The following is a 19182-nucleotide window of genomic DNA, read 5'->3' as shown; positions in this document are numbered from 1 at the left end:
ACGACGGTTTTGAGGGAGGATAGGATGCCGACTTCACGCAGGCAGCTGCTGAAGACCTCGGCGGCTGCCGCCGCCGCACTCAGCCTCGACTGGACACGCGCCCAGGCGCAAGCCGAGACATTGCGCATCGGGCTGATCTACGACCTCACGGGCCCTTTCGCCGCCGGCGGCTCGGTCGCCTCCTCGATCGGCGCGCAGATCGCGATCGATCTCGTCAACGAGCAAGGCGGCGTCAGCGGCAAATACAAGGTTGCTCCGGTCGCCGCGGATTCCCAGAGCAAGCCGGACGTTGCGATCAACGAGGCCGAACGCCTGATCAACCAGGAGAAGATCGACATCCTCAACGGCGTCTATGCGAGCTCGCATGCGGTGCCGCTCGCAGCCAAGGTCGAGCAACAGAAGAAGATCCTCTGGATCACGACGGCGGTCTCGACCGCAGTGTTCAAGGACAAGAACCTGCAATACGTGTTTCGCGCCCAGATCCATTCGGATCAATACGGGCAGGCCTTTGCGAGCTTCATCAACGAGCATGCGAAAGCCAAGCTCGGCATGGATCCGAAAGAGGTCAAGGTCGCGCTGATCCACGAGGACGGCCCCTATGGTGTCGGCGTTGCCTCTGCCGACGAGGCCTATGCCAAGCAGGCCGGCATCCCCGTGGTGCTGCGCGAAGGCTATTCAGCCTCGGCGCCAGACCTGTCGGTGCTGGTGACAAAAATCAAGCGCGCCAAGGCCGACGTGATTTCGCATGCCGGCTATAACCCCGACATCACCCTGTTCCTGCGTCAGGCGCGCGAAAGCGGATTGCGATTCAAGATGCTGTTCGGCGCCGGCGCCGGCTACAGCCAGCTCGACAAGCTGCGCGCGACCTTCGGCGCCGACATCGACAATTTCTGCAACATCGACCCGGTGCCGGCGCAATTGCTCGATCCTGCCAAGCTCGCGCCCGGCATGGGCGATCTGATCAAGACCATGGTCTCGCGCTATCAGGCCAAGACCGGCGCCACCGACGTGCCGCCGCACTGCTCGATGGGCTTCAATCAGACCTGGGTGCTGCTCAACAACGTGCTGCCGGTCGCCAAGGAGAAGTACGGCAGCTTCGAGCCAGAGGCGATCCGCAAGGCTGCGCTCGACGTCGACATCCCCGCCGGCGGCACCATCCAGGGCTATGGCGTCAAGTTCTTCCCGCCGGGCACCCCCCTGTCCGGCCAGAACGAACGCTCGACGCCGGTCGTGATGCAGAACGCGGGCGAGCACATTTCTGTGGTGTGGCCGACGAATATCCGCACACAGGACCCGGTGTTCCCACTGCCGAAGGGATCGACCTACGCGGCGTGAGGCAGGCCGGGCTGTCCCCTCTCCCCTTGTGGGAGAGGGTGTCTCGCCGCGAAGCGGCGAGACGGGTCAGGGGTATTTCTCCGCGCGCGTATCTCTCACTTCGAACCCGCCGAGACAAACCCCTCATCCGGCGCTTCGCGCCACCTTCTTCACAAGAGGAGAAGGGTTCGCAGTGTGCACATGGTGATATCTACAACACCACCCTTCGTCCCTCCTCCGCCGCCCAATAGCCGGCGTAGTTCACCTTGATCGTCTCATAGGCCAGCGCGAGATCCGACAGCGGCTGGCGCCCGGTGGCGACGCATTCCATGAAATCCTGGATCTCCTGCAGATATCCACGCGTCCATTCCTCCTCGAGGCAAACATATTGCCAGCCGGTCTTGCGGTCGACTTTTTCTGTGATGTAGACGCTCGCGAGCTTCTCCTCGCTGGTCTGATAGCTCATCAGATGTGTGTTCGGGGTGATGTTGGCGAACAGCGAGCCGCCGCTCGTATAGGTCTCGATCAGATTGCGCACGCCGCCCATGATCATGTCGCCGGAGAACACGGTCGCCTTGGTGCCGTCGGAGAACGTTGCGGTGAGCGTGCCCCAATCCTCGACATCGACAGGGTTCGCCTTGATGTAAGTACGCTCCTCGGGCTTCAGGCCCGCGGTGACGTTCCCGACATCGCAGGTGACGCTGGCAACACGGATGTTCTCGCCGCGCGCTTGGGCTTCCACCTGCTTCAGATAGAGCACGGCCGAGAGCGGGTGGCAGCCCATGCGGATGAGCGAGCCACCACCGGTCATCGCCCATTGCGCGGCATGGGCAGCGTGCGAGCCGGAATGGCTTTCCTCGCCCTTCATGAACAGGATCTTGTCCTTGGTGGCGCGGATGATCTCTGCCGTCTTGGTCACTGCCGGCGCATAGATCCAGTCCTCGGCGTACATGAAGAGTCGTCCGGTGCGCTCAATTGCGGCGCGCGTGGCGTCCATCTCCTCCAGCACGCGCTCGTACATCAGCGCCTTCGGCACGTGCTTGCCGATCGGCTGCTTGTCACCCTCGCGGCCGAAATAGCCGGCGAAGGGCTTTTCGCAGATCACATGCTTGCCGGCCTGCATCGCCCCGACGATCATCCCGGTATGGAGATTTGGCGGCGTGCAGATATCGATGACGTCGAGATCGGCGTCCGCGATCACATCTGCGAAGTTGCGATAGACGCGCGCGATGTTGTGCCGATCAGCGAATTGGAGGACGCGGTCGCCCCGCGCCGCCACCGCCGCGACTTCGACGCGCACGCCATAGACGCGTCGGAATGCATGCATGTGCAGCTCCGACACGAAGCCACAGCCGACGAGTCCCACCCTGATCCTGGCCATGGCGCCCCCTTTCTTCGAGGAGGCAGTATAGCGTGACGAAAGGCCTATTCCACCGAGACCCCGCACCACGAGCGCATAGACGATGCGGCCATCGAGAGCGGGGCCGATCGTTCACGCAGCAACGGATCGTCCGTCCCCGCTGTGGGGCACCCGGAGCGCGAACGGGCTCGCGCGATGGCGCCGCTGGTTCGTCCGTTCTCGCCGCGCACGGCTAGCTACGCACCAGTGCGAGTCAGATCGGCCATGACGACGAGCAACGATATGCGCGGGCAGCACGAGCGTGCCCGCTGCACCTCGCGGCCATCGTGCTCATGCATTTCGCATGCATGAGCCTGATGGTGTGGCTGTCCTTAGCCGCGTGCCGCTCACCAATGGCGATAGTGGTGACGGTGGTAGACACGATACGGGCGGTGATAGGCCCGGTAGGGGCGATAATAGCCGTAGCTATAATACGGACGATAAGGCCGATAGTATCGCGGATAAGCATAGCCCGGCCCGTAGCCATAGCCATAGTAGGCTGGCGCGTAACCATAGCCGTAGCCGGGATATCCATATCCGCCGTAATACGGGCCGCCATAATAGCCGTAGGGCGCACCGCTGGCGATGGCGCCCCCGATGATCGCGCCGGCTGCGAGACCACCTAGGGCAAAGCCCCAGCCGCCGCCGCGCCAATGCACCGGTGTGACATTATCGCCGGCTGCAGCCTTCATCGTCGCGACATTGGTCGGCATCGGGCCCGCCGTGGCCTGCCCAATCTGGGCCGCCATGACCACGCCGGCCAATGAACAGGCAATTGCCGTCTTCCAGATCCTCATCGTCTTGCTCCCTGTCTCTGTCTGCTTTCGATGGAAAAGGATCGCAGTGTCATGATCGGCCATCCTTGCGCCAAGTCAAAGCTCGGATTTGCGTGCACCGCACAAGACACATGCCTTCCTTCTGATCAACCGGCTGCGGACGGGATCAATGACCTCGTCCCTCCCGCATGTGACACCGGCACGACGACGATTGGGGCCGGATCGCCCGGGCACGTATTAAGCTTCCCGTGCATTCGCAACCATCAACCATCTTCACGATTTACTATTCGTGCCACTATTATCGGTTCCAATGTGCGCGGCCGGGAGGCTTCTCGCGAGCGCCAGAGTTGTGGGAGAATGACATGAGTGCCGCGAGACCCGAGCCGCTTGCCCGTCAGGCGCTGGCGTTCGTCCTGGCCGGCGGACGGGGCAGCCGGCTCCTGGAGCTGACCGACCGGCGCGCCAAGCCTGCCGTGTATTTCGGGGGCAAGTCCCGCATCATCGATTTCGCGCTGTCAAACGCGGTGAATTCAGGCATCCGCCGCATCGCAGTCGCAACCCAGTATAAGGCGCACAGCCTGATCAGGCATCTTCAAATGGGTTGGAACTTCTTCCGTCCCGAGCGCAACGAGAGCTTCGACATTCTGCCGGCAAGTCAGCGCGTCTCCGAGAACATGTGGTATGTCGGCACGGCCGACGCGGTGTACCAGAACATCGACATCATTGAATCTCACGCCTGCCGCTTCATCGTGGTGCTGGCCGGCGACCACATCTACAAGATGGACTACGAGGTGATGCTGCGCCAGCACGTCGAGAGCGGCGCCGATGTCACCGTCGGCTGCCTCGAGATGCCGCGGACGGAATCCTCGGGTTTCGGCATCATGCATGTGGACGAGAACGGCTGGATTCACGAGTTCCTGGAGAAGCCGAAAGATCCGCCGCCGATGCCCGGAAAGCCCGACGTCTCGCTCGCCAGCATGGGCATCTACGTGTTCGATGCGAAGTTCCTGTTCGATCAGCTCAAGCGCGACGCCGAGGACCCGAACTCGAACCACGATTTCGGTAAGGACATCATTCCCTACCTCGTCAAGAACGGCCGCGCCATGGCGCACCAGTACTCGACCTCCTGCGTCCGCACCGGCAGCGACCTCCGCGCCTATTGGCGCGACGTCGGTACGGTCGATGCCTATTGGGCCGCGAATATCGACCTCACCGACGTCGTGCCCGAGCTCGATCTGTTCGATCGCGCCTGGCCGATCTGGTCCTATGCCGAGATCACGCCGCCTGCGAAGTTCGTTCACGACGAGGAGAGCCGGCGCGGCCAGGCGGTGAGCTCGCTGGTCTCCGGCGGCTGCATCATCTCCGGTGCCTCGCTACGCCGCTCGCTCCTGTTCACCGGCGTGCGCGTCAACTCCTACGCCAACGTCGAGAACGCCGTCATCATGCCCTACGTGAATGTCGGCCGCGGCGCGCGCTTGAAGAACGTCGTGATCGACCGCGGCGTCGAGATTCCGGAAGGCCTGGTCGTCGGCGAGGATCCCGAGCTGGACGCAAAGCGCTTCCGCACCACCGAGCAGGGCATCTCGCTGATCACCCAACCGATGCTCGACAGGCTCAATAAATGACGCCTGTTCGCGTCCTCGCGGTCGCTTCCGAAGTCTATCCCATCGTCAAGACCGGCGGCCTCGCGGATGTCGCCGGCGCGCTGCCGGTTGCGCTCAAGGCGCATGGCGTCGAGATGCGCACCTTGATGCCGGGCTATCCCGACGTGATGCGCCTGCTCGCCGGCGCGGAGGAACTGCGGCGGTGGCCGGACTATTTCGGCGGTCCCGGACGGCTGCTCGCAGGCTCGCACGACGGGCTCGATCTCTTCGTTCTGGACGTGCCGCATCTCTATGCGCGGCCGGGTAATCCCTACGTCACCAGCGAGAACATCGACTGGCCGGACAACGGCGTGCGCTTCGCGGCGCTGTCGCGCATCGCCGCGGACATCGGCCACGGCCTCGTGCCGGCCTTCGTGCCCGATGTGGTCCATGCCCATGACTGGCAGGCCGGCCTCGCGCCGGCCTATCTGCACTATGACAACCGCCCGCGGCCCGGCACCGTGATGACCATTCACAACATGGCGTACCAGGGCAAGTTCGCGCCCGAGCTGATCGGAGCGGTTGGTCTGCCCTGGTCCTCCTTCAACGTCAATGAGCTCGAATATTTCGGCGGGATCAGCTTCCTGAAGGCCGGACTGCAATTCGCCGACCGCATCACGACGGTGTCACCGACCTACGCACGGGAAATCCAGACCGACGAAGGCGGCATGGGGTTCGGCGGCCTCTTGCGCGCACGCGCCGGCGTGCTCAGCGGCATCCTCAACGGCATCGATGTTTCGGTGTGGAATCCGCAAACCGATCCGCACATCGCCTACCGCTTCGGCACGGAGGACCTGACGTTCCGGGCTGCGAACAAGGCGGTGCTGCAGCAGCAGTTCAATCTCGATTCCTCGGACGAAGCGCCGCTGCTCGGCGTCATCAGTCGATTGTCCTGGCAGAAGGGGCTCGATCTGCTGCTCGAGGCCATCCCGACCATTTTGCGCGAAGGCATGCAGCTCGCGCTGCTCGGCAGCGGCGACCGCGACCTGCAGGATCGCTATCAGGCTGCGGCCCGCGCCAATCCCGGCCGGATCGGCGTCGTGATCGGCTACGACGAGATTCTGGCGCATCTCATCCAGGCCGGGGCGGACGCGCTCGTCGTTCCATCGCGGTTCGAGCCGTGCGGCCTGACCCAGCTTTGCGCGCTGCGCTATGGCGCCGTGCCGATCGTGTCCCGCGTCGGCGGTCTCGAAGACACCATCGTCGATATCGGCGAGGCCGATGCGTCCGGCCACGACGCCACGGGGTTCAAGTTCGGCCCGGTGACGGCGGATGCCCTCGCCGGCACGCTGCGCAAGGCCAACATCGCCTTCCACGACAAGCTGACCTGGCGCCGGCTGCAACGAAGCGGCCTTGCGACCGACGTTTCCTGGCGCAATCGCGCCGGCGACTATGCCGCGCTCTATCGCAGCCTCATGGCGGCGCGCGCGTGAGGCATGGCCGAATCCATGCTATGGAGCCGGACATGGACCCCTTCGCGATCAAGCTGCTCGGCTTTGCCGCTGCGACCTGCACCACCGTTGCCTACGCGCCGCAGTTCATCAAGGTCTGGAAGACCCGCTCGGCGCGCGACATCTCGCTCGGCATGTTCCTTGTCATGGTGCTGGGCCTGGCGCTCTGGCTCGTCTACGGCCTGCTCTCCGGCGACGCGCCTCTGGTCGCCGCCAACGCCGTCACCATGCTGCTCGCCGGCGGAATTCTCTTCATGAAGCTGAAATACGGGTAAGGCCCCCTTCTCCGACAAGGCGAGAAGGAAGATCACCCGCCGAACACGTACGACGCCATCGCCACATGCGCGACCTCGTCGACGAAGACGCGGCGGCCGGCGTCGTTGCCGGCGGCACCGGCTGCGACCATCAGCGGGAGCAGATGGTCCTCGCGCGGATGGGCGAGGCGCGCACCCGGTGCGCTCTCCCAGTCGGCCAACATCGCGTTGCGGCGCGCCGCATCCGGGTTGCCGATGGCTTCGTTCAGATAAGCTTCGAAGTCGTAGGAGACCTGCGTGGATTCCGGCCGGTTGAAGCCGCGCATGTTGTGATAGGTGAGCCCGCTGCCGACGATCAGAATGCCTTCATCGCGAAGCGATGCAATCGCCTGCCCTGCCCCGATGTGCTCGGCCGGATCATAGCTCGACTTCAGCGACAGCAGCACGATCGGCATGTCGGCGTTCGGATACATCAATCCGAGCGGGACGAACGTGCCGTGGTCAAAGCCTTGGCCGGGATCCTCGCGGCAATCGAAGCCGGCCCGCGTCAGCAGCGCCTTCACCTCGGCCGCCAGCTCGGGTTTGCCAGGCGCCGGATATTTGAGGTGGTAGGTATGCTCGGGGAAGCCGTAATAGTCGTACACCATCGGCGGATGCGCCGAGGTCGATACGGTGAACGCATCGGCCTCCCAATGTCCGGTGATGACGAGCACGGCCTTTGGCCGCGCGGGCAGAAGCTGCGGCAGCCGGGCGAACGCCTCGGCCGTCTTCGCATATTGCACCCGCCGGTCCTCCATGAACGGCCAGGGGCCGCCACCATGCGACAGGAAGAGAGTCGGAGATCGCGTCATGGGGCTTGTCTCGTCAGCAACGGGCGCGTGCCTACTCACGCGACCGGCGGCGAGCATAGGCAAGCCGGCATGGTTAGCAAGCCGTTAACGATTTGGCGCCCAAAATCCGGGCGTGGCCGAAGCAGTCGGCCTGAAGACGAGTGAGACGTGAGATGAGGAAGTTCGCGCTGGGGGACGTCGTCAACAGTGACAAGGGGCGCCGCGGTGTGGTTCGCGCCGCCTTCAAGTCCAGGGACGGCCAGCAATTCTACGCCGTCGAGAAGGATGGCGCGATAGACTATCTGGAGGAAGACCGGCTGAGCCCGGCGCCGCGCGTCGAGCTCGCGGCTTAACGCCAGCTCATTTCCTGCTCTCATTCGCGAGCCGATCGAGACGCTCCGCCAAGGGATCGTCTCCGCTCGCGATGCGATCGTTCGTGATCAGCAGCAGGCGATCGCCGCCCGCCGTGTCCCATCGTGGCAGATCGGGCCCATTGGGATCGCCGCTCCGCGCGAAATTGATCCAGTAGCCACGCATGCGGCTCGCGACTTCGCGATCACGTCGCGACAGGATGCCCGCACCTGGCACGCCCTCCGCGCCGAAGATGAACTGCAATTCCCGACCGCGGTCGGCATCCGGATAACCGCGCCTCGCCTCCGGCACATAGGCGAAGCGGTAGCGAAAGGTCGGCGCGCCGCCAGCGGCATGCAGGCGGGCCAGCAATCGCACCGGCTCTGAGAAGGCCATGTCGGTGTAGAGCCTCGCCGAGAGATCCGATGCTGTGGCGAGATCGGGATAGAGCTTGCGCAGTTCGCCGCTGGCAATGCCAGACGATGCAAGCGCTTCCTTGATACCTGACTCACTCCCAGAATCCGCCTCGACCTCGTTGGAGCCGATGATCAGGGGAATGCGGCTCTGATGTCCGGCCGCAAAGCCGGGGGCAAGGTCCTCGGTCACCAGACGCCCATCGATCGTCGGCCCGAAGCTCCGCGGCGATTTCTCGAGCAGACGTCTTTCGGCGGCAAGCAGGCGCTGCGGCTCGGCGGCGCGCAAATCCGTGTCCGGTCCAAGCGCGGCTGCGAACTGCCGGCCCACCGCCTCCGCCTCGTGCGCCGTGCGCAGCCGCGCGCGGCCGGGCACGGATTGCAGAATGGCTTTCTGGAAGAGGTCACGCGATTGCGCAGACAGCATCAGCAGCGCGATCGACGTCGCGCCTGCATCGCTGCCGAACAAAGTGACGTTATCGGGATCGCCGCCGAAGGCCGCGATATTGTCGCGCACCCAATGCAGCGCCGCGATCTGGTCCATCAGCCCGTAATTTCCGCCGCTGTCGGACAATCCGGGATGAGCGAGCCAGCCGAGCGCGCCGAGACGGTAATTCACGGTGACCACGATGAGGCCCGCCTGCGCCAGCTTGGCGCCGTCGAACAGCGGCTCGTTCGCGGTGCCCGAGACGAAGTCGCCGCCATGGATGAATACCATCACCGGAAATGGGCCGTCGAGCCCGAAGGGACGAAACACGTTCAGCGTCAGACAATCCTCGCGCGACTCCGGCAGCGCAGCTTGAAGACACGACGCACCGTGATCATAGGCGGTGTGCATTTCCGAGCTTTCGCTCGTCGGCTGCGGCGGGCCCCAGCGCAGGGCGCCGACCGGCGGCGCTGCGTAGGCCAGCCCCTTGAACGAGGCCACCTCGCCTTCCACGGCCCCGAGCATCTGCCCTTCGCGTGTCAGCGCGAACGGAAACTGCCCAACCGGCTGAGCCATGGCCGATCGTGCGCAACACAGGACTGCGGAAGCCGCAACGAGTGCAAGCAGACACCGCATCTTCGATGAGATCTCGATCAAGGTCTCGGCAGGTTAGGTCCAGAGCCGTCGGCGAGGCAAGCCTCGCGCGCCTAGCTGCCCTTGCCAATGAGTTCCGCGAGGGCGCGCCGCGCGATGATGCCGAGCTCGCCGAGCGTGGTGTGTCCCGCCTGCGCCGCCTCGATCAGGCGCTCGGCGATGAACCGGCGGCTGTCGTGATCGCCGCCATGCGGCAGCTGCCGGCACGTCTCCTCAAGGACGACGTCCATGTTCGCCTTGGTTCGCTCACTCAACTCTGTCATGACGCCCGGCCGGTACGCGTGGCTTGTAGGCGCAAGCATACACGGACGAATGCGGTCTGATTACCCCGGGCTATCACGGGCCATTTTGCATCGCGGTGCATATGGTGCCGCAAACAGCAACGCGGTCACGATCGCGCCGCAAACGACCACCGAGGATTGCACTTGCTCTGATGACAAGCTGAACCTGCGGCGATAGCCTGCCGGCAAAACAAAACATAAGGGAGGAATGCCATGCCTGACGCAATGGTTGCCACACGTGCCTCCGATGAGCGCGGAACCGCTCAGCAAGTCGATGTCGCCGTGGTCGGCGCCGGCTTTTCCGGCCTCTATCTCCTGCATCGCCTGCGCAAGGCCGGCTTCTCGGCGGTCGGCCTGGACGAGGCCGACGATGTCGGCGGCACCTGGTATTGGAACCGCTATCCGGGCGCGCGCTGCGATATCCAGACGATCGACTACAGCTACACGTTCGATCCGGAACTCGACAGGGCCTGGACCTGGTCGGAGAAATACGCGACCCAGCCGGAGATCCTGCGCTATCTCGGCTTCGTCGCCGACCGGTATGACCTCAGGCGCGACATTCGCTTCAAGACCAAGGTCACCGAGGCCAGATGGGACGATGCATCCGAGCGCTGGCTCATCACGACCGACAACGGCGCGCCGGTCTCCTGCCGCCACTACGTCATGGCCACCGGCTGCCTTTCGGCGCCGAAGCCGCCGGAGATCGACGGCGTCAAGGATTTCAAGGGCGAGGTCTATTTCACGGGACGCTGGCCTCATGACGGCGTCAACCTGGCGGGAAAACGCGTCGCCGTGATCGGCACGGGCTCCTCGGCCATCCAGTCGATCCCGCTGATCGCCGAGCAGGCCGCGCATCTGACCGTGTTCCAGCGCACGCCGAATTTCGCATTACCGGCGCATAACGGTCCGGCGCCTGCGGACCGCATGAGCCTGCTGCAAGGCGACCGTGCGGCCTATCGCGAGCAGGCGCGCCAATCGATGGCCGGCGTGCCCTACCCGCAGCAGACCGTCGTGAGCTGGCAATTGAGCGATGCCGAGCGTCGCGAGCGGTTCGAACGCGCCTGGGCAGCGGGCGACCTCGTCCACATCCTGACGCAGCTGTGGGCCGACCAGGCGGTTGACCTCGACGGCAACAAGATCGTTCAGGACCTCATTCGCGAGAAAATCCGCGCCGCGGTCAGGGATCCCGAGACTGCCGCTGCGCTCATGCCGGATGATCATCCGTTCGGCGCAAAGCGTCCCTGCCTCGAGACGAACTACTACGCGACCTACAACCGGCCGAACGTCACGCTGGTCAATCTGCGCCAGGAGCCGATCAAGGCGATCACTGCAGGCGGCATCACCACGGCCAGGCGCAGCGTCGACCTCGACGTCATCGTCTTCGCGACCGGCTTCGACGCCATGACCGGCGCGATCCGCGCCGTGCATCCGATCACCGGGCGTGGCGGCAAGTCGCTCTCCGACGTCTGGGCGCAGGGGCCGCAGACCTATCTCGGCCTCACGGTCGAGGGTTTTCCGAACTTCTTCATGATCACTGGCCCGGGCAGTCCATCGGTGCTGTCGAACATGGCGGTGTCGATCGAGCAGCATGTCGACTGGGTGGTCGATCGCCTGGCGTCGCTGCGCGATGCCGGCTTCACCACGATCGAGCCGACCGAGACAGCGCAGGCCGGCTGGGGCCGGCACATGGCCGACTGCTCGATGCTGACGCTGCACCGGCTCGCCAACACCTGGTACACGGGCGCCAACGTGCCCGGCAAGGTGCAGGGCCTGATGCCTTATACCGGCGGCGTCGGTCCCTATCGCAGCATCTGCGACGAGGTGGTCAGCCGCGGCATGCTCGGCTTCAAGCTCACCGGACCGGGCGGGGCCGTGCAATGCAACGACGGCGAGGTCGTGCGTCTCCAGCCGGATGTGAGGCTGGTGCTGAACCTGCTCGCCTCGCTGAACCTGCCGCCGATCGAGTCGATGGGCGCGGAAGGCGCCCGTGCCTTCGTGAACGAGTTCAACAAGAGCCGCCCCGCCGGGCGACCGATCGGCGACATCGTCGACGGCACGCTGCCTGTTGCCGACGGCGCGCTGCCCTATCGCGTCTACAAGCCGGCAACGCCCGGGCCGCATCCGGTCGTGGTCTATTTCCATGGCGGCGGCTGGGTGCTTGGGGACGAGCAGTCGGACGAGCCGTTCTGCCGCGACATGGTGCGGCGGACCGGCATGATGTTCGTCAGCGTCGGCTATCGCCACGCGCCGGAGCATCGCTTCCCGACCGCCGCCGAGGACGGCTACGCGGCGACGCGCTGGATCGCCGAGCACGCCGCCGAGCTCGGCGGCAGTACGTGCCCGGTGCTGGTCGCCGGCTGGAGTGCCGGCGGCAATATCGCCGCCGTCACCTGCCAGCTCGCGCGCGACCGCGGCGGGCCCGCGATCGCCGGCCAGCTTCTGGTCTGCCCGGTCACCGACTGCAGCTTCGACCGGCCGTCCTACAACGACAATGCGACCGGCTACTTCCTGACGCGCTCCCTGATGTACTGGTTCTGGGACCTGTACTGCTCGCCGGCCGACCGCATCGATCCGCGCGTCTCGCCGCTACGAGGCAAGGTCGCCGGCCTGCCCCCGGCCTTCGTGGTTACCTGCGAGTTCGATCCGCTGCGGGACGAGGGCGTCGCCTATGCGGAGGCGATGGAAGCTGCCAGCGTCCCGGTCGAACAGCTCAAGGCTCGGGGTCATTTCCACTCATCGTTCGCGATGGTGGACGTGGTGATAACAGGTGCGCCGGGCCGGGCACAGATGGCCAGGGCCCTGCGGCGCTTCGCCGGTCTGCCGCCGGAGCTCAGCCAGGACGAGAACAGCAAGAGCCACACCAGCCCGGGACTGAGGATCGCGGCGGCCGCCAGCTGACGGCAGACGATTGGCCGGGAACCTTTTCCCGGCCGCCGCGTTTGATCGTGGCATCGAGATAGAGCGACAGGTGCGTAGGCCCCGGCACGCCAATCGGTGTGCTGGGGTCGTCGTTTGCGTGAGGCGAGGCGATGGGCGGCGTGGTCGGGGATTCCAAGGTCGATTTCGGCGCGCCAGCAACGCTGCATAAATGGCCCTCGCTGGCCAACCAGCGGCGGCCGGACCGGGAGCCTTACGAGGTCATCGAAGGCACCCTCGACGATTGCATCTCGGCTTTCATGGCGAAGCCGGCGGCAACCCGACACCTCTATGAAATCCGCACCGTCGCGCAGCCACCGCTCGTCACCGAAATCCTCATGCCAGAGCACATCATCGAGCTGTCGCGCCTGAGAGAATTTCTCTGACGGCCTTTCACAAGCACGCGGACAGGAACTTTCATCCGGATTTTCCCGTTGTCAGGGATCGGAAGCCAAGTCGCGAGTGCCTCAGGATGCTTGAAGCTGGCGTGCCCATTCCGGTCGTGCCCTATGGCGCAGACCAGACCTTGTTCGTGGTAATCGATCGCCTCGACCGGTCGACCGAGGTCCGTGTCGAGCGCAGCGATCTCGAGGCCACAATCGGCGAGCTCGTGGCCGGCTGCTTCAACGATCCCATCAAGGTAATTTCGTTCAACACGCTCGAGCATTGGATGAAGGACATCTCGAGCGATGTGGCCGGCGAGATCAAGGCACGCTGCGACATCGATGGCGTGACGCTGCCCGACTATCTCAGCGACTTCGTCGAGAACCACAGCTGATTTCGTTGCGCCGATCGCACCAGCAAAAAACGCCGCTTCCGCGGCGCTTTTCGTGTAGGCACGTCAGTTGTTCCAGAACAGCGCCAGCAGCAGCACGATCGGCAGCGGCACGCCAAGCATCCAAAGCAAAGCACCTCGTCCAAGACCCATGATGTCCTCCTCTTCAAACACTGTCATGACGCCGGAGCAAAAGAGAAGTTCCGCGCTTTGGAACGAGGGCGGATGCGATAGCCGCATGGAACGCAGGAAATAGAACCAGATCGAAAAACGCAAAGCGCTTCCGAGCCGGATGATGCTCAAGGTGCGGTGGCAATTCGACGAGGTCAGTTCGCGCTTCAGGCGCTGCGATGCTTGCCGGCGATGGCCTCGATCTCGCGGCGGCGCTCGCCCGCGAAAGTCAGGAGCTTCTCGATCGTCGACGTATCCGTGATCCGTTTGGCGAGCCGCTCGGCACGCGCGGCCTGATCTTCGAGATACTTGATCGTGTTCAAACGCCGGCTCCCCAGATCCCCAATTAACGTGGGCAGCCATGGTGCTCAATAGCCGCTAACACCCGGTTAACCGCGCCCTCATCGGCCTCGACTGGTCGCGCCCAATTGCACGACCTCGAGCCTGACATTGGTGATGCCCTTGTCGACCATGCCGAGCGCCTCGGCCGCGGAAGGCGAAACGTCGACCACGCGCCCGCGCACATACGGCCCACGATCGTTGACTCGCACGGTCACGAAGCGCCCGGAAGAGGTATCGGTGACGCGCAGCTTGGTGCCGAACGGCAAGGTGGGATGCGCGGCGGTCAGCTCGTTCCTGTCGAACTTTTCGCCGCTCGCGGTCTGGGTATCCGAATAGAAGCTGGCCACGCCATGCGAGGCCGCCTGCTTTGCATCATCGGCTGGAGCGCGCGCCCGGCTGATCGGCCGGGGATGCAGCGCCGCCACCCTGTGCGGGCGCTCCACCGCGGCGTGTCGGCCCGTAGCGGCGAGATCGGCCTTCTGACGGCCGACCGGCGCTTGCGCACAGGCTGCGAGCGAGGCGGCGCCGGCGATGGCGAGCAGCAGCCGGCACGAGGTTGCGACGGAGATCCGGGCACTTTCGGTACGTGCAATGCAAGACATGGTACGCCCTCCGAACGGCCGGGATTTTCGGTGGGCAATGAGGGCAGAACCTTGTCGGAACAAAAGCGGCTCTAGGGCCGCCGCCGTTTCGCGCCTGCTGTGACGATTCCACCACACTGGCCTGTGCCGAAAAGGGACAGGCCACCCGGAGGTGACCGCCCGTTGCGGCATCCTCAGTAATGCGGCTCGTACATCTGGGATTGGACCAGGGCCTTGACGTCATTGGGGGCCGGTCCGTCCGCAAGCCCGCGCTGATAGGCGACGTCTGCGACGGCTGCGGCGATGCGGATCGAGACCTCGCGGATGCGCGGCAGTGCCGGATAGAGGCTGCCTTGCGCGAGGTCGTCCTTGCCGACGCAGTCAGCAAGCGCATGGGCCGCCGCCATGAACATTTCGTCGGTGACGAGGCGCGAGCCACTGGCGATGACGCCGAGTCCAACGCCGGGGAAGATGTAGGAGTTGTTGCCCTGGCGCGGCACGAAGCTGCGGCCATTGAGCTTCACCGGGTCGTACGGGCTGCCGCAGGCGAACAATGCGCGGCCCTCGGTGTAGCGATAGGCATCCTCCGCCGAGCATTCGGCCTTCGACGTCGGGTTGGAGAGAGCGAACACGATCGGCTGCTCGTTGAGCTCGGCCATGGTCTTGAGCACCTCGGGCGTGAAGGCGCCGCCGACGGCAGCGACGCCGATGATCGCCGTGGGCTTCAGCGTCTTGATCGCGGTGAGAAAGTCGGCGATCGGCGCCTGCCCGGCATGGGCATAGCGCAGCTTGTGGCCGGACAGGCCATCACGGCCGCCGACCACGAGGCCGCGGGAATCCACCAGCCAGTTGCGCCGGAGCGCGTCCGCCTCGGAAGCCCCCTCCGCCATCATGGCCGAGACCACGAGGTCGGCGATGCCGGTCGCCGCCTCGCCCGCACCGAGGAAGAGGATGCGCTGGTCTTTGAGCTTGCCCCCGGAGATGCGCAAGGCCGAGAACAGACCGGCGAGCGCCACCGCAGCGGTGCCCTGGATATCGTCGTTGAAGACGCAGGCTTCGTCGCGATATTTGTGCAGCAGCTTGAACGCCGAATGGTTGGCGAAATCCTCGAACTGGATCAGCACGCCCGGAAAGGTCTTGCGAGCGGCCTGAATGAATTCGTCGACGAAGCTGTCATAGGCCTCGCCCGTCAACCGCCGCTCACGCAGGCCGAGATAATAGGGATCGCTCAGGAGCTCTTCGTTGTTGGTGCCGACGTCGAGCACGATCGGCAGGCATGCTTCCGGATGCACGCCGGCGCAGGCCGAATAGAGCGAAAGCTTGCCGACCGGAATCCCCATGCCGTTGGCACCCAGGTCGCCGAGGCCCAGAATGCGCTCGCCGTCGGTAACGACGATGAGCTTGGCCTGATAGGGCCAGTTCTTCAGAATGTCCGCGATCTGGCCGCGATCGCGCGAGGAGATGAACATCCCTCGCGGGCGCTGGAAGATCAGGCCGTATTTCTGGCAGGCAAGCCCGACCGTCGGCGTGTAGATGATCGGCTGGATCTCGTCGATATGGTCGACCACGACGCGGAAGAACAACGCCTCGTTGCGGTCATGCAGCGCGTTCAATGCGACGTATTTTTCGAGGTCGGTCGGCAGCGTGCGCAGATTGGTGAGCACGCGCTGAGCCTGCGTCTCCATCGTCAGCACGCACGGCGGCAGGAGGCCGCGCAGGCCGAGCCTCTCGCGTTCCGCTTCTGTGAAGGCAGTCCCCTTGTTGAGCAAGGGATCGCGCAGCAGAGTCATGCCTTGCGGCGGATTGGACGACGTCGAGCGGGCAACGACCCGGGCAGGTCTATTCACGAATTCCCCCAAGGAGCTTCTCATTGAACCGCAGACATTGTCGGCCAGCGGTCCATCCAGATCAAGGACGGAGAGACTTGGGGTCGCCTGTGATCTCGCACCGCAGCGAGGCTGTCGAAATCGACTGGCCATTGCGCGCGAGAGGGTTAACGCAGGGACGCCGCTATCCGGCCGCCCGCCGCGGCGTGAGATGGGCCGCGCTGTCCATCGGGGGCACGACGTGCATCAGGATGGTCTGGGTGGCGGATGCGACCTCGATACCGTTCTGCTGGAAACGCAGCTTCATGCGCCGGTTGAATTCGCGCTGGACCGGCCAGCGACCGGCATCGGTGCAGCGGATCTGGCCGACGATCGACACCATCGCGCCGTCGACCTTGTCGACGCCCCACAGCTCGAGATCGCCACGAATCAAGGCCCGGAAATCCGGTTCACGCCGCATCTCGTCGACGATGTCCTTGAGGATCTGACCCGCGCGGTCGGTATCCTCCTTGTAGGCGACGTTGACGCTGACCGAGGCATTGCCGGCACCCCGGCTGGCATTGGTGATGGTCGTGACCGCGCTGAACGGTACGATGTGGATGGCGCCGTCACCGGCGCGCAGGCGAATGGTGCGGATCGAGACGTTCTCGACCACGCCTGACAAGCCCGACACGCTGACATTGTCACCGACCTGCACGGTGTTCTCCAGCAGCAGGAAAAGGCCGGTGATGAGATCCTGCACCAGCTTTTGCGAACCGAAGCCGATCGCTATGCCGACGATGCCGGCGCCCGCCAGGAGCGGCGCGACATTGACGCCGATCTCGCTCAGCGCTGTGAGGCCGACAACCGTGGCAATCAGGCAGAGCAGCGCGGTACGCAGCATCGGCTGGAAGGTGCGTAGGCGCGCGGCACGGGCATAATGACCGTCCCGGGACAGCGTATTGATCTGACGATCCAGGAGCGCATTGCTGGCTTCCCAGATCGCGGCCGCAACGAACACGGCGAGGCCGATCGTCACCACGGCCGAGATCAGCCGGCTGCCGATCTGGCCGCCGTAGAACCAGACGATGGCGTCCACGCCCCAGACTTCGAGCACGGCGACGAAGCCGATGAAGGCGATCACGCCAGACATGATCTTGCGCAGCAGCGGCAGATAGCGGTTGGCCCGGATCTCGAGGCCCGGAAAGCGCTGGAGGATATCCGGCGTGATGCGGAAGCCACGGTCGATCAGGCTCAGCGTCACCATGGTGACGACACGCGTGACCAGCGCCACCGCAATGGTGCCGACGAAGTATTGCAGCAGAAGCGAATAGCCGTTGCGGATGTTCAGTGCCCATACTGCCCACAGCGCGATGTCGAGCGCGATGGCAAGGTAATGCCAGCCGCCGGCGACGCGATTGCGCAAGCGGGCTGCAATCCCCTGCCGCTCGGCAGGGGCGCGAATGGCTTCGGCGACCTGGCGACGGCATTGCAGGATGATGATGACGACGAACAGATGCACGACCAGCATCGCCATGCGCAGCAGCGCGGCGTAGCCGGCGCGGTGCAAGCCGAGCAGCAGCGCCACATTGGCGAAGGCGATGCCGGAAACGCCGACACCGACGATGCGGCGGGCCCATATCTCGATGTAGGCGGCGGTCTCCGCACGCACCGGAAGCAGGCCGAACGGCCCTGCCAGCGCCCGGACCATGCAGATCAACCCACGCGAGAACGCATAGGCGTTAATGACTGCGAGGATGACGAGGCGGACAGTTGTGGGCTCGCCAATCTCGGTCCCGAGCAGCGCCGTAGCGACGCCTGCAAAGGTGAACACGGGGATCAGTTCGAGCGCGAGACGTCCCAGCACCAGGGGCAGCCGCACCACGACCTGCCACATGCGCGCGAGATTGTGACGGCGCTTCTGCAGTTCGGGCGCGGGGGTGACAGCGGTCACTGAGGACGGAGGATCGGCGATGGGCAGCACCTGCACCGGCAAGCGCGGGCTCTGTGGTACGCGTGCTTCCAGGAACGCGACCGGACGCCGGATCAGGCGGACGATCGCCCATTCCGCGCAGAAGGCGGAGCCGAACACCAGTGCCAGCTTCCATGCGATCTCGAGCAGGAGGTTGTGGGCCGCGGGATCGTTCGCGGTTCGCATGATCCAGTAATAGAATGCCGGGAAATGCGTGAGCGTCCGCGCCACGCTGGCGATCTCGCTCGAGATCGCACCGATCTCCTCCGACACCGTGAGCAGGAGCTGTGCGCCGAGCCCGTCGGCCGCGAGGGGGATCGGCGATTTCGGCTCGGGCGCGGAGAGCTGCGGACCGGACGCATTGGCGATCGCGCGGAGCGTGTCGATCATCTGCCCGCGCTTCTTGTCGTCCTGCAGGGTTTCGAGCGCGCGCTTCGCCTCGTCGGCCGACAGTGTGACGGTGCTGTTCGCCGCCGCAGGCGGCTCGGCACGCGCATCGGAGAGAGATGGAATCGTGAGGAAGAGAGCGGCGAAGAGCGCCGCGGCCAGCTTGTGCGCCACGAGGATTCCTTGGAAAAACGAATGCGCCGGCGGCGGCGGGACCGTTACCGCCGAAGCGCATGCGTCATGTCGGATTGCGGCTATTCGCCCCGGCCCTGTGTCGGAAGTTGGCCTTCGAGAGGACATTCTCTAGGCATTTGCCGCAGTGCAGGTCGGCAGTGGCGGCGTCAGCTAAGCGCCACCGGACTCTGCGCGTGAGAATCCTCGATGCAGGAAACGGATGAAGGAAAAGACAGGACGTCAAACGATACGCCCGCCACAGCCAT

At 64.8% G+C, this 19182-nt stretch carries 18 protein-coding genes; 8 read left to right on the top strand and 10 right to left on the bottom strand.

Annotation, left to right across the window (positions count from 1 at the left end; all coding sequences use genetic code 11):
• Window positions 1-24: 24 nt before the first annotated feature.
• Window positions 25-1335, top strand: a complete 1311-nt coding sequence (locus tag ASG57_RS14855; RefSeq protein WP_057196625.1) for an ABC transporter substrate-binding protein — start codon at window positions 25-27, stop codon at window positions 1333-1335.
• Between the two features lie 190 nt (window positions 1336-1525).
• Here ASG57_RS14855 and ASG57_RS14850 read toward each other — a convergent pair whose 3' ends face one another.
• Window positions 1526-2695, bottom strand: coding sequence for a Gfo/Idh/MocA family protein (locus tag ASG57_RS14850; protein WP_057196624.1), 1170 nt, complete (start codon window positions 2693-2695; stop codon window positions 1526-1528).
• A gap of 365 nt (window positions 2696-3060) precedes the next feature.
• A complete protein-coding gene (locus ASG57_RS14845) occupies window positions 3061-3510 on the bottom strand; it encodes a hypothetical protein (RefSeq protein WP_024339664.1) in 450 nt (149 codons plus the stop codon).
• A 341-nt stretch (window positions 3511-3851) separates the two neighbouring features.
• Here ASG57_RS14845 and glgC point away from each other — a divergent pair, with 341 nt between their 5' ends.
• Genes glgC through ASG57_RS14830 form a run of 3 tightly spaced genes read left to right on the top strand, consistent with a single transcriptional unit; the run spans window position 3852 to window position 6858 of the window.
• The gene (gene glgC, locus ASG57_RS14840; RefSeq protein WP_057196623.1) at window positions 3852-5114 is read left to right on the top strand and encodes a glucose-1-phosphate adenylyltransferase; all 1263 of its coding nucleotides are present in this window, start codon (window positions 3852-3854) and stop codon (window positions 5112-5114) included.
• Entirely contained in the window at window positions 5111-6565 is a 1455-nt protein-coding gene (gene glgA, locus ASG57_RS14835) for a glycogen synthase GlgA (protein WP_057196622.1), read from the top strand. The genes glgC and glgA overlap by 4 nt, the downstream gene beginning before the upstream one ends.
• A 32-nt stretch (window positions 6566-6597) precedes the next feature.
• Window positions 6598-6858: a SemiSWEET transporter gene (locus ASG57_RS14830; RefSeq protein WP_024339661.1), complete on the top strand. Its 261-nt coding sequence runs from the start codon at window positions 6598-6600 to the stop codon at window positions 6856-6858.
• A gap of 32 nt (window positions 6859-6890) precedes the next feature.
• Here the strand turns inward: ASG57_RS14830 and ASG57_RS14825 are convergent, their stop codons facing one another.
• Entirely contained in the window at window positions 6891-7688 is a 798-nt protein-coding gene (locus ASG57_RS14825; RefSeq protein ID WP_057196621.1) for a DODA-type extradiol aromatic ring-opening family dioxygenase, read from the bottom strand.
• A gap of 152 nt (window positions 7689-7840) precedes the next feature.
• On the opposite strand from ASG57_RS14825, the gene ASG57_RS14820 reads away from it, so the two are divergent.
• Window positions 7841-8020, top strand: coding sequence for a hypothetical protein (locus tag ASG57_RS14820; protein WP_024339659.1), 180 nt, complete (start codon window positions 7841-7843; stop codon window positions 8018-8020).
• Between the two features lie 7 nt (window positions 8021-8027).
• Here the strand turns inward: ASG57_RS14820 and ASG57_RS14815 are convergent, their stop codons facing one another.
• A complete protein-coding gene (locus ASG57_RS14815; RefSeq protein ID WP_057196620.1) occupies window positions 8028-9494 on the bottom strand; it encodes a carboxylesterase/lipase family protein in 1467 nt (488 codons plus the stop codon).
• A 71-nt stretch (window positions 9495-9565) separates the two neighbouring features.
• Entirely contained in the window at window positions 9566-9814 is a 249-nt protein-coding gene (locus ASG57_RS14810; protein ID WP_024339657.1) for a hypothetical protein, read from the bottom strand.
• A 192-nt stretch (window positions 9815-10006) separates the two neighbouring features.
• On the opposite strand from ASG57_RS14810, the gene ASG57_RS14805 reads away from it, so the two are divergent.
• The 3 genes from ASG57_RS14805 (at window position 10007) to ASG57_RS14795 (ending at window position 13487) form a co-directional block, all read left to right on the top strand.
• Entirely contained in the window at window positions 10007-12691 is a 2685-nt protein-coding gene (locus ASG57_RS14805) for a flavin-containing monooxygenase (RefSeq protein WP_057196619.1), read from the top strand.
• A 131-nt stretch (window positions 12692-12822) separates the two neighbouring features.
• A complete protein-coding gene (locus ASG57_RS14800) occupies window positions 12823-13095 on the top strand; it encodes a hypothetical protein (RefSeq protein ID WP_024339655.1) in 273 nt (90 codons plus the stop codon).
• Between the two features lie 86 nt (window positions 13096-13181).
• Window positions 13182-13487: a hypothetical protein gene (locus ASG57_RS14795; RefSeq protein ID WP_024339654.1), complete on the top strand. Its 306-nt coding sequence runs from the start codon at window positions 13182-13184 to the stop codon at window positions 13485-13487.
• Between the two features lie 63 nt (window positions 13488-13550).
• Here ASG57_RS14795 and ASG57_RS14790 read toward each other — a convergent pair whose 3' ends face one another.
• The 5 genes from ASG57_RS14790 to ASG57_RS14775 all read right to left on the bottom strand — a co-directional run bounded on the left by ASG57_RS14790 (window position 13551) and on the right by ASG57_RS14775 (window position 18916).
• Entirely contained in the window at window positions 13551-13760 is a 210-nt protein-coding gene (locus ASG57_RS14790) for a hypothetical protein (protein ID WP_156402687.1), read from the bottom strand.
• A 62-nt stretch (window positions 13761-13822) separates the two neighbouring features.
• On the bottom strand, window positions 13823-13978 hold the full coding sequence (locus ASG57_RS38695; RefSeq protein ID WP_196232372.1) for a hypothetical protein: 156 nt from the start codon (window positions 13976-13978) through the stop codon (window positions 13823-13825).
• Window positions 13979-14056: 78 nt separating this feature from the next.
• Window positions 14057-14599 carry a septal ring lytic transglycosylase RlpA family protein gene (locus tag ASG57_RS14785; RefSeq protein WP_024339652.1) on the bottom strand — a complete coding sequence of 181 codons (543 nt, stop codon included), beginning with the start codon at window positions 14597-14599 and terminating at the stop codon, window positions 14057-14059.
• A 173-nt stretch (window positions 14600-14772) separates the two neighbouring features.
• Entirely contained in the window at window positions 14773-16425 is a 1653-nt protein-coding gene (locus tag ASG57_RS14780; RefSeq protein WP_502690790.1) for an NAD-dependent malic enzyme, read from the bottom strand.
• Between the two features lie 163 nt (window positions 16426-16588).
• Window positions 16589-18916 (bottom strand): mechanosensitive ion channel domain-containing protein, encoded by a 2328-nt coding sequence (locus tag ASG57_RS14775; RefSeq protein ID WP_024339650.1) that lies wholly within the window; start codon window positions 18914-18916, stop codon window positions 16589-16591.
• Between the last annotated feature and the right edge of the window lie 266 nt (window positions 18917-19182).

The sequence above is a fragment of the Bradyrhizobium sp. Leaf396 genome (assembly GCF_001424605.1).
In the GTDB taxonomy this organism is placed as follows: domain Bacteria; phylum Pseudomonadota; class Alphaproteobacteria; order Rhizobiales; family Xanthobacteraceae; genus Bradyrhizobium; species Bradyrhizobium japonicum_C.
The sequence above is the reverse complement of the archived record's forward strand: the minus strand, read 5'-3'. Positions and strand labels throughout refer to the sequence as shown.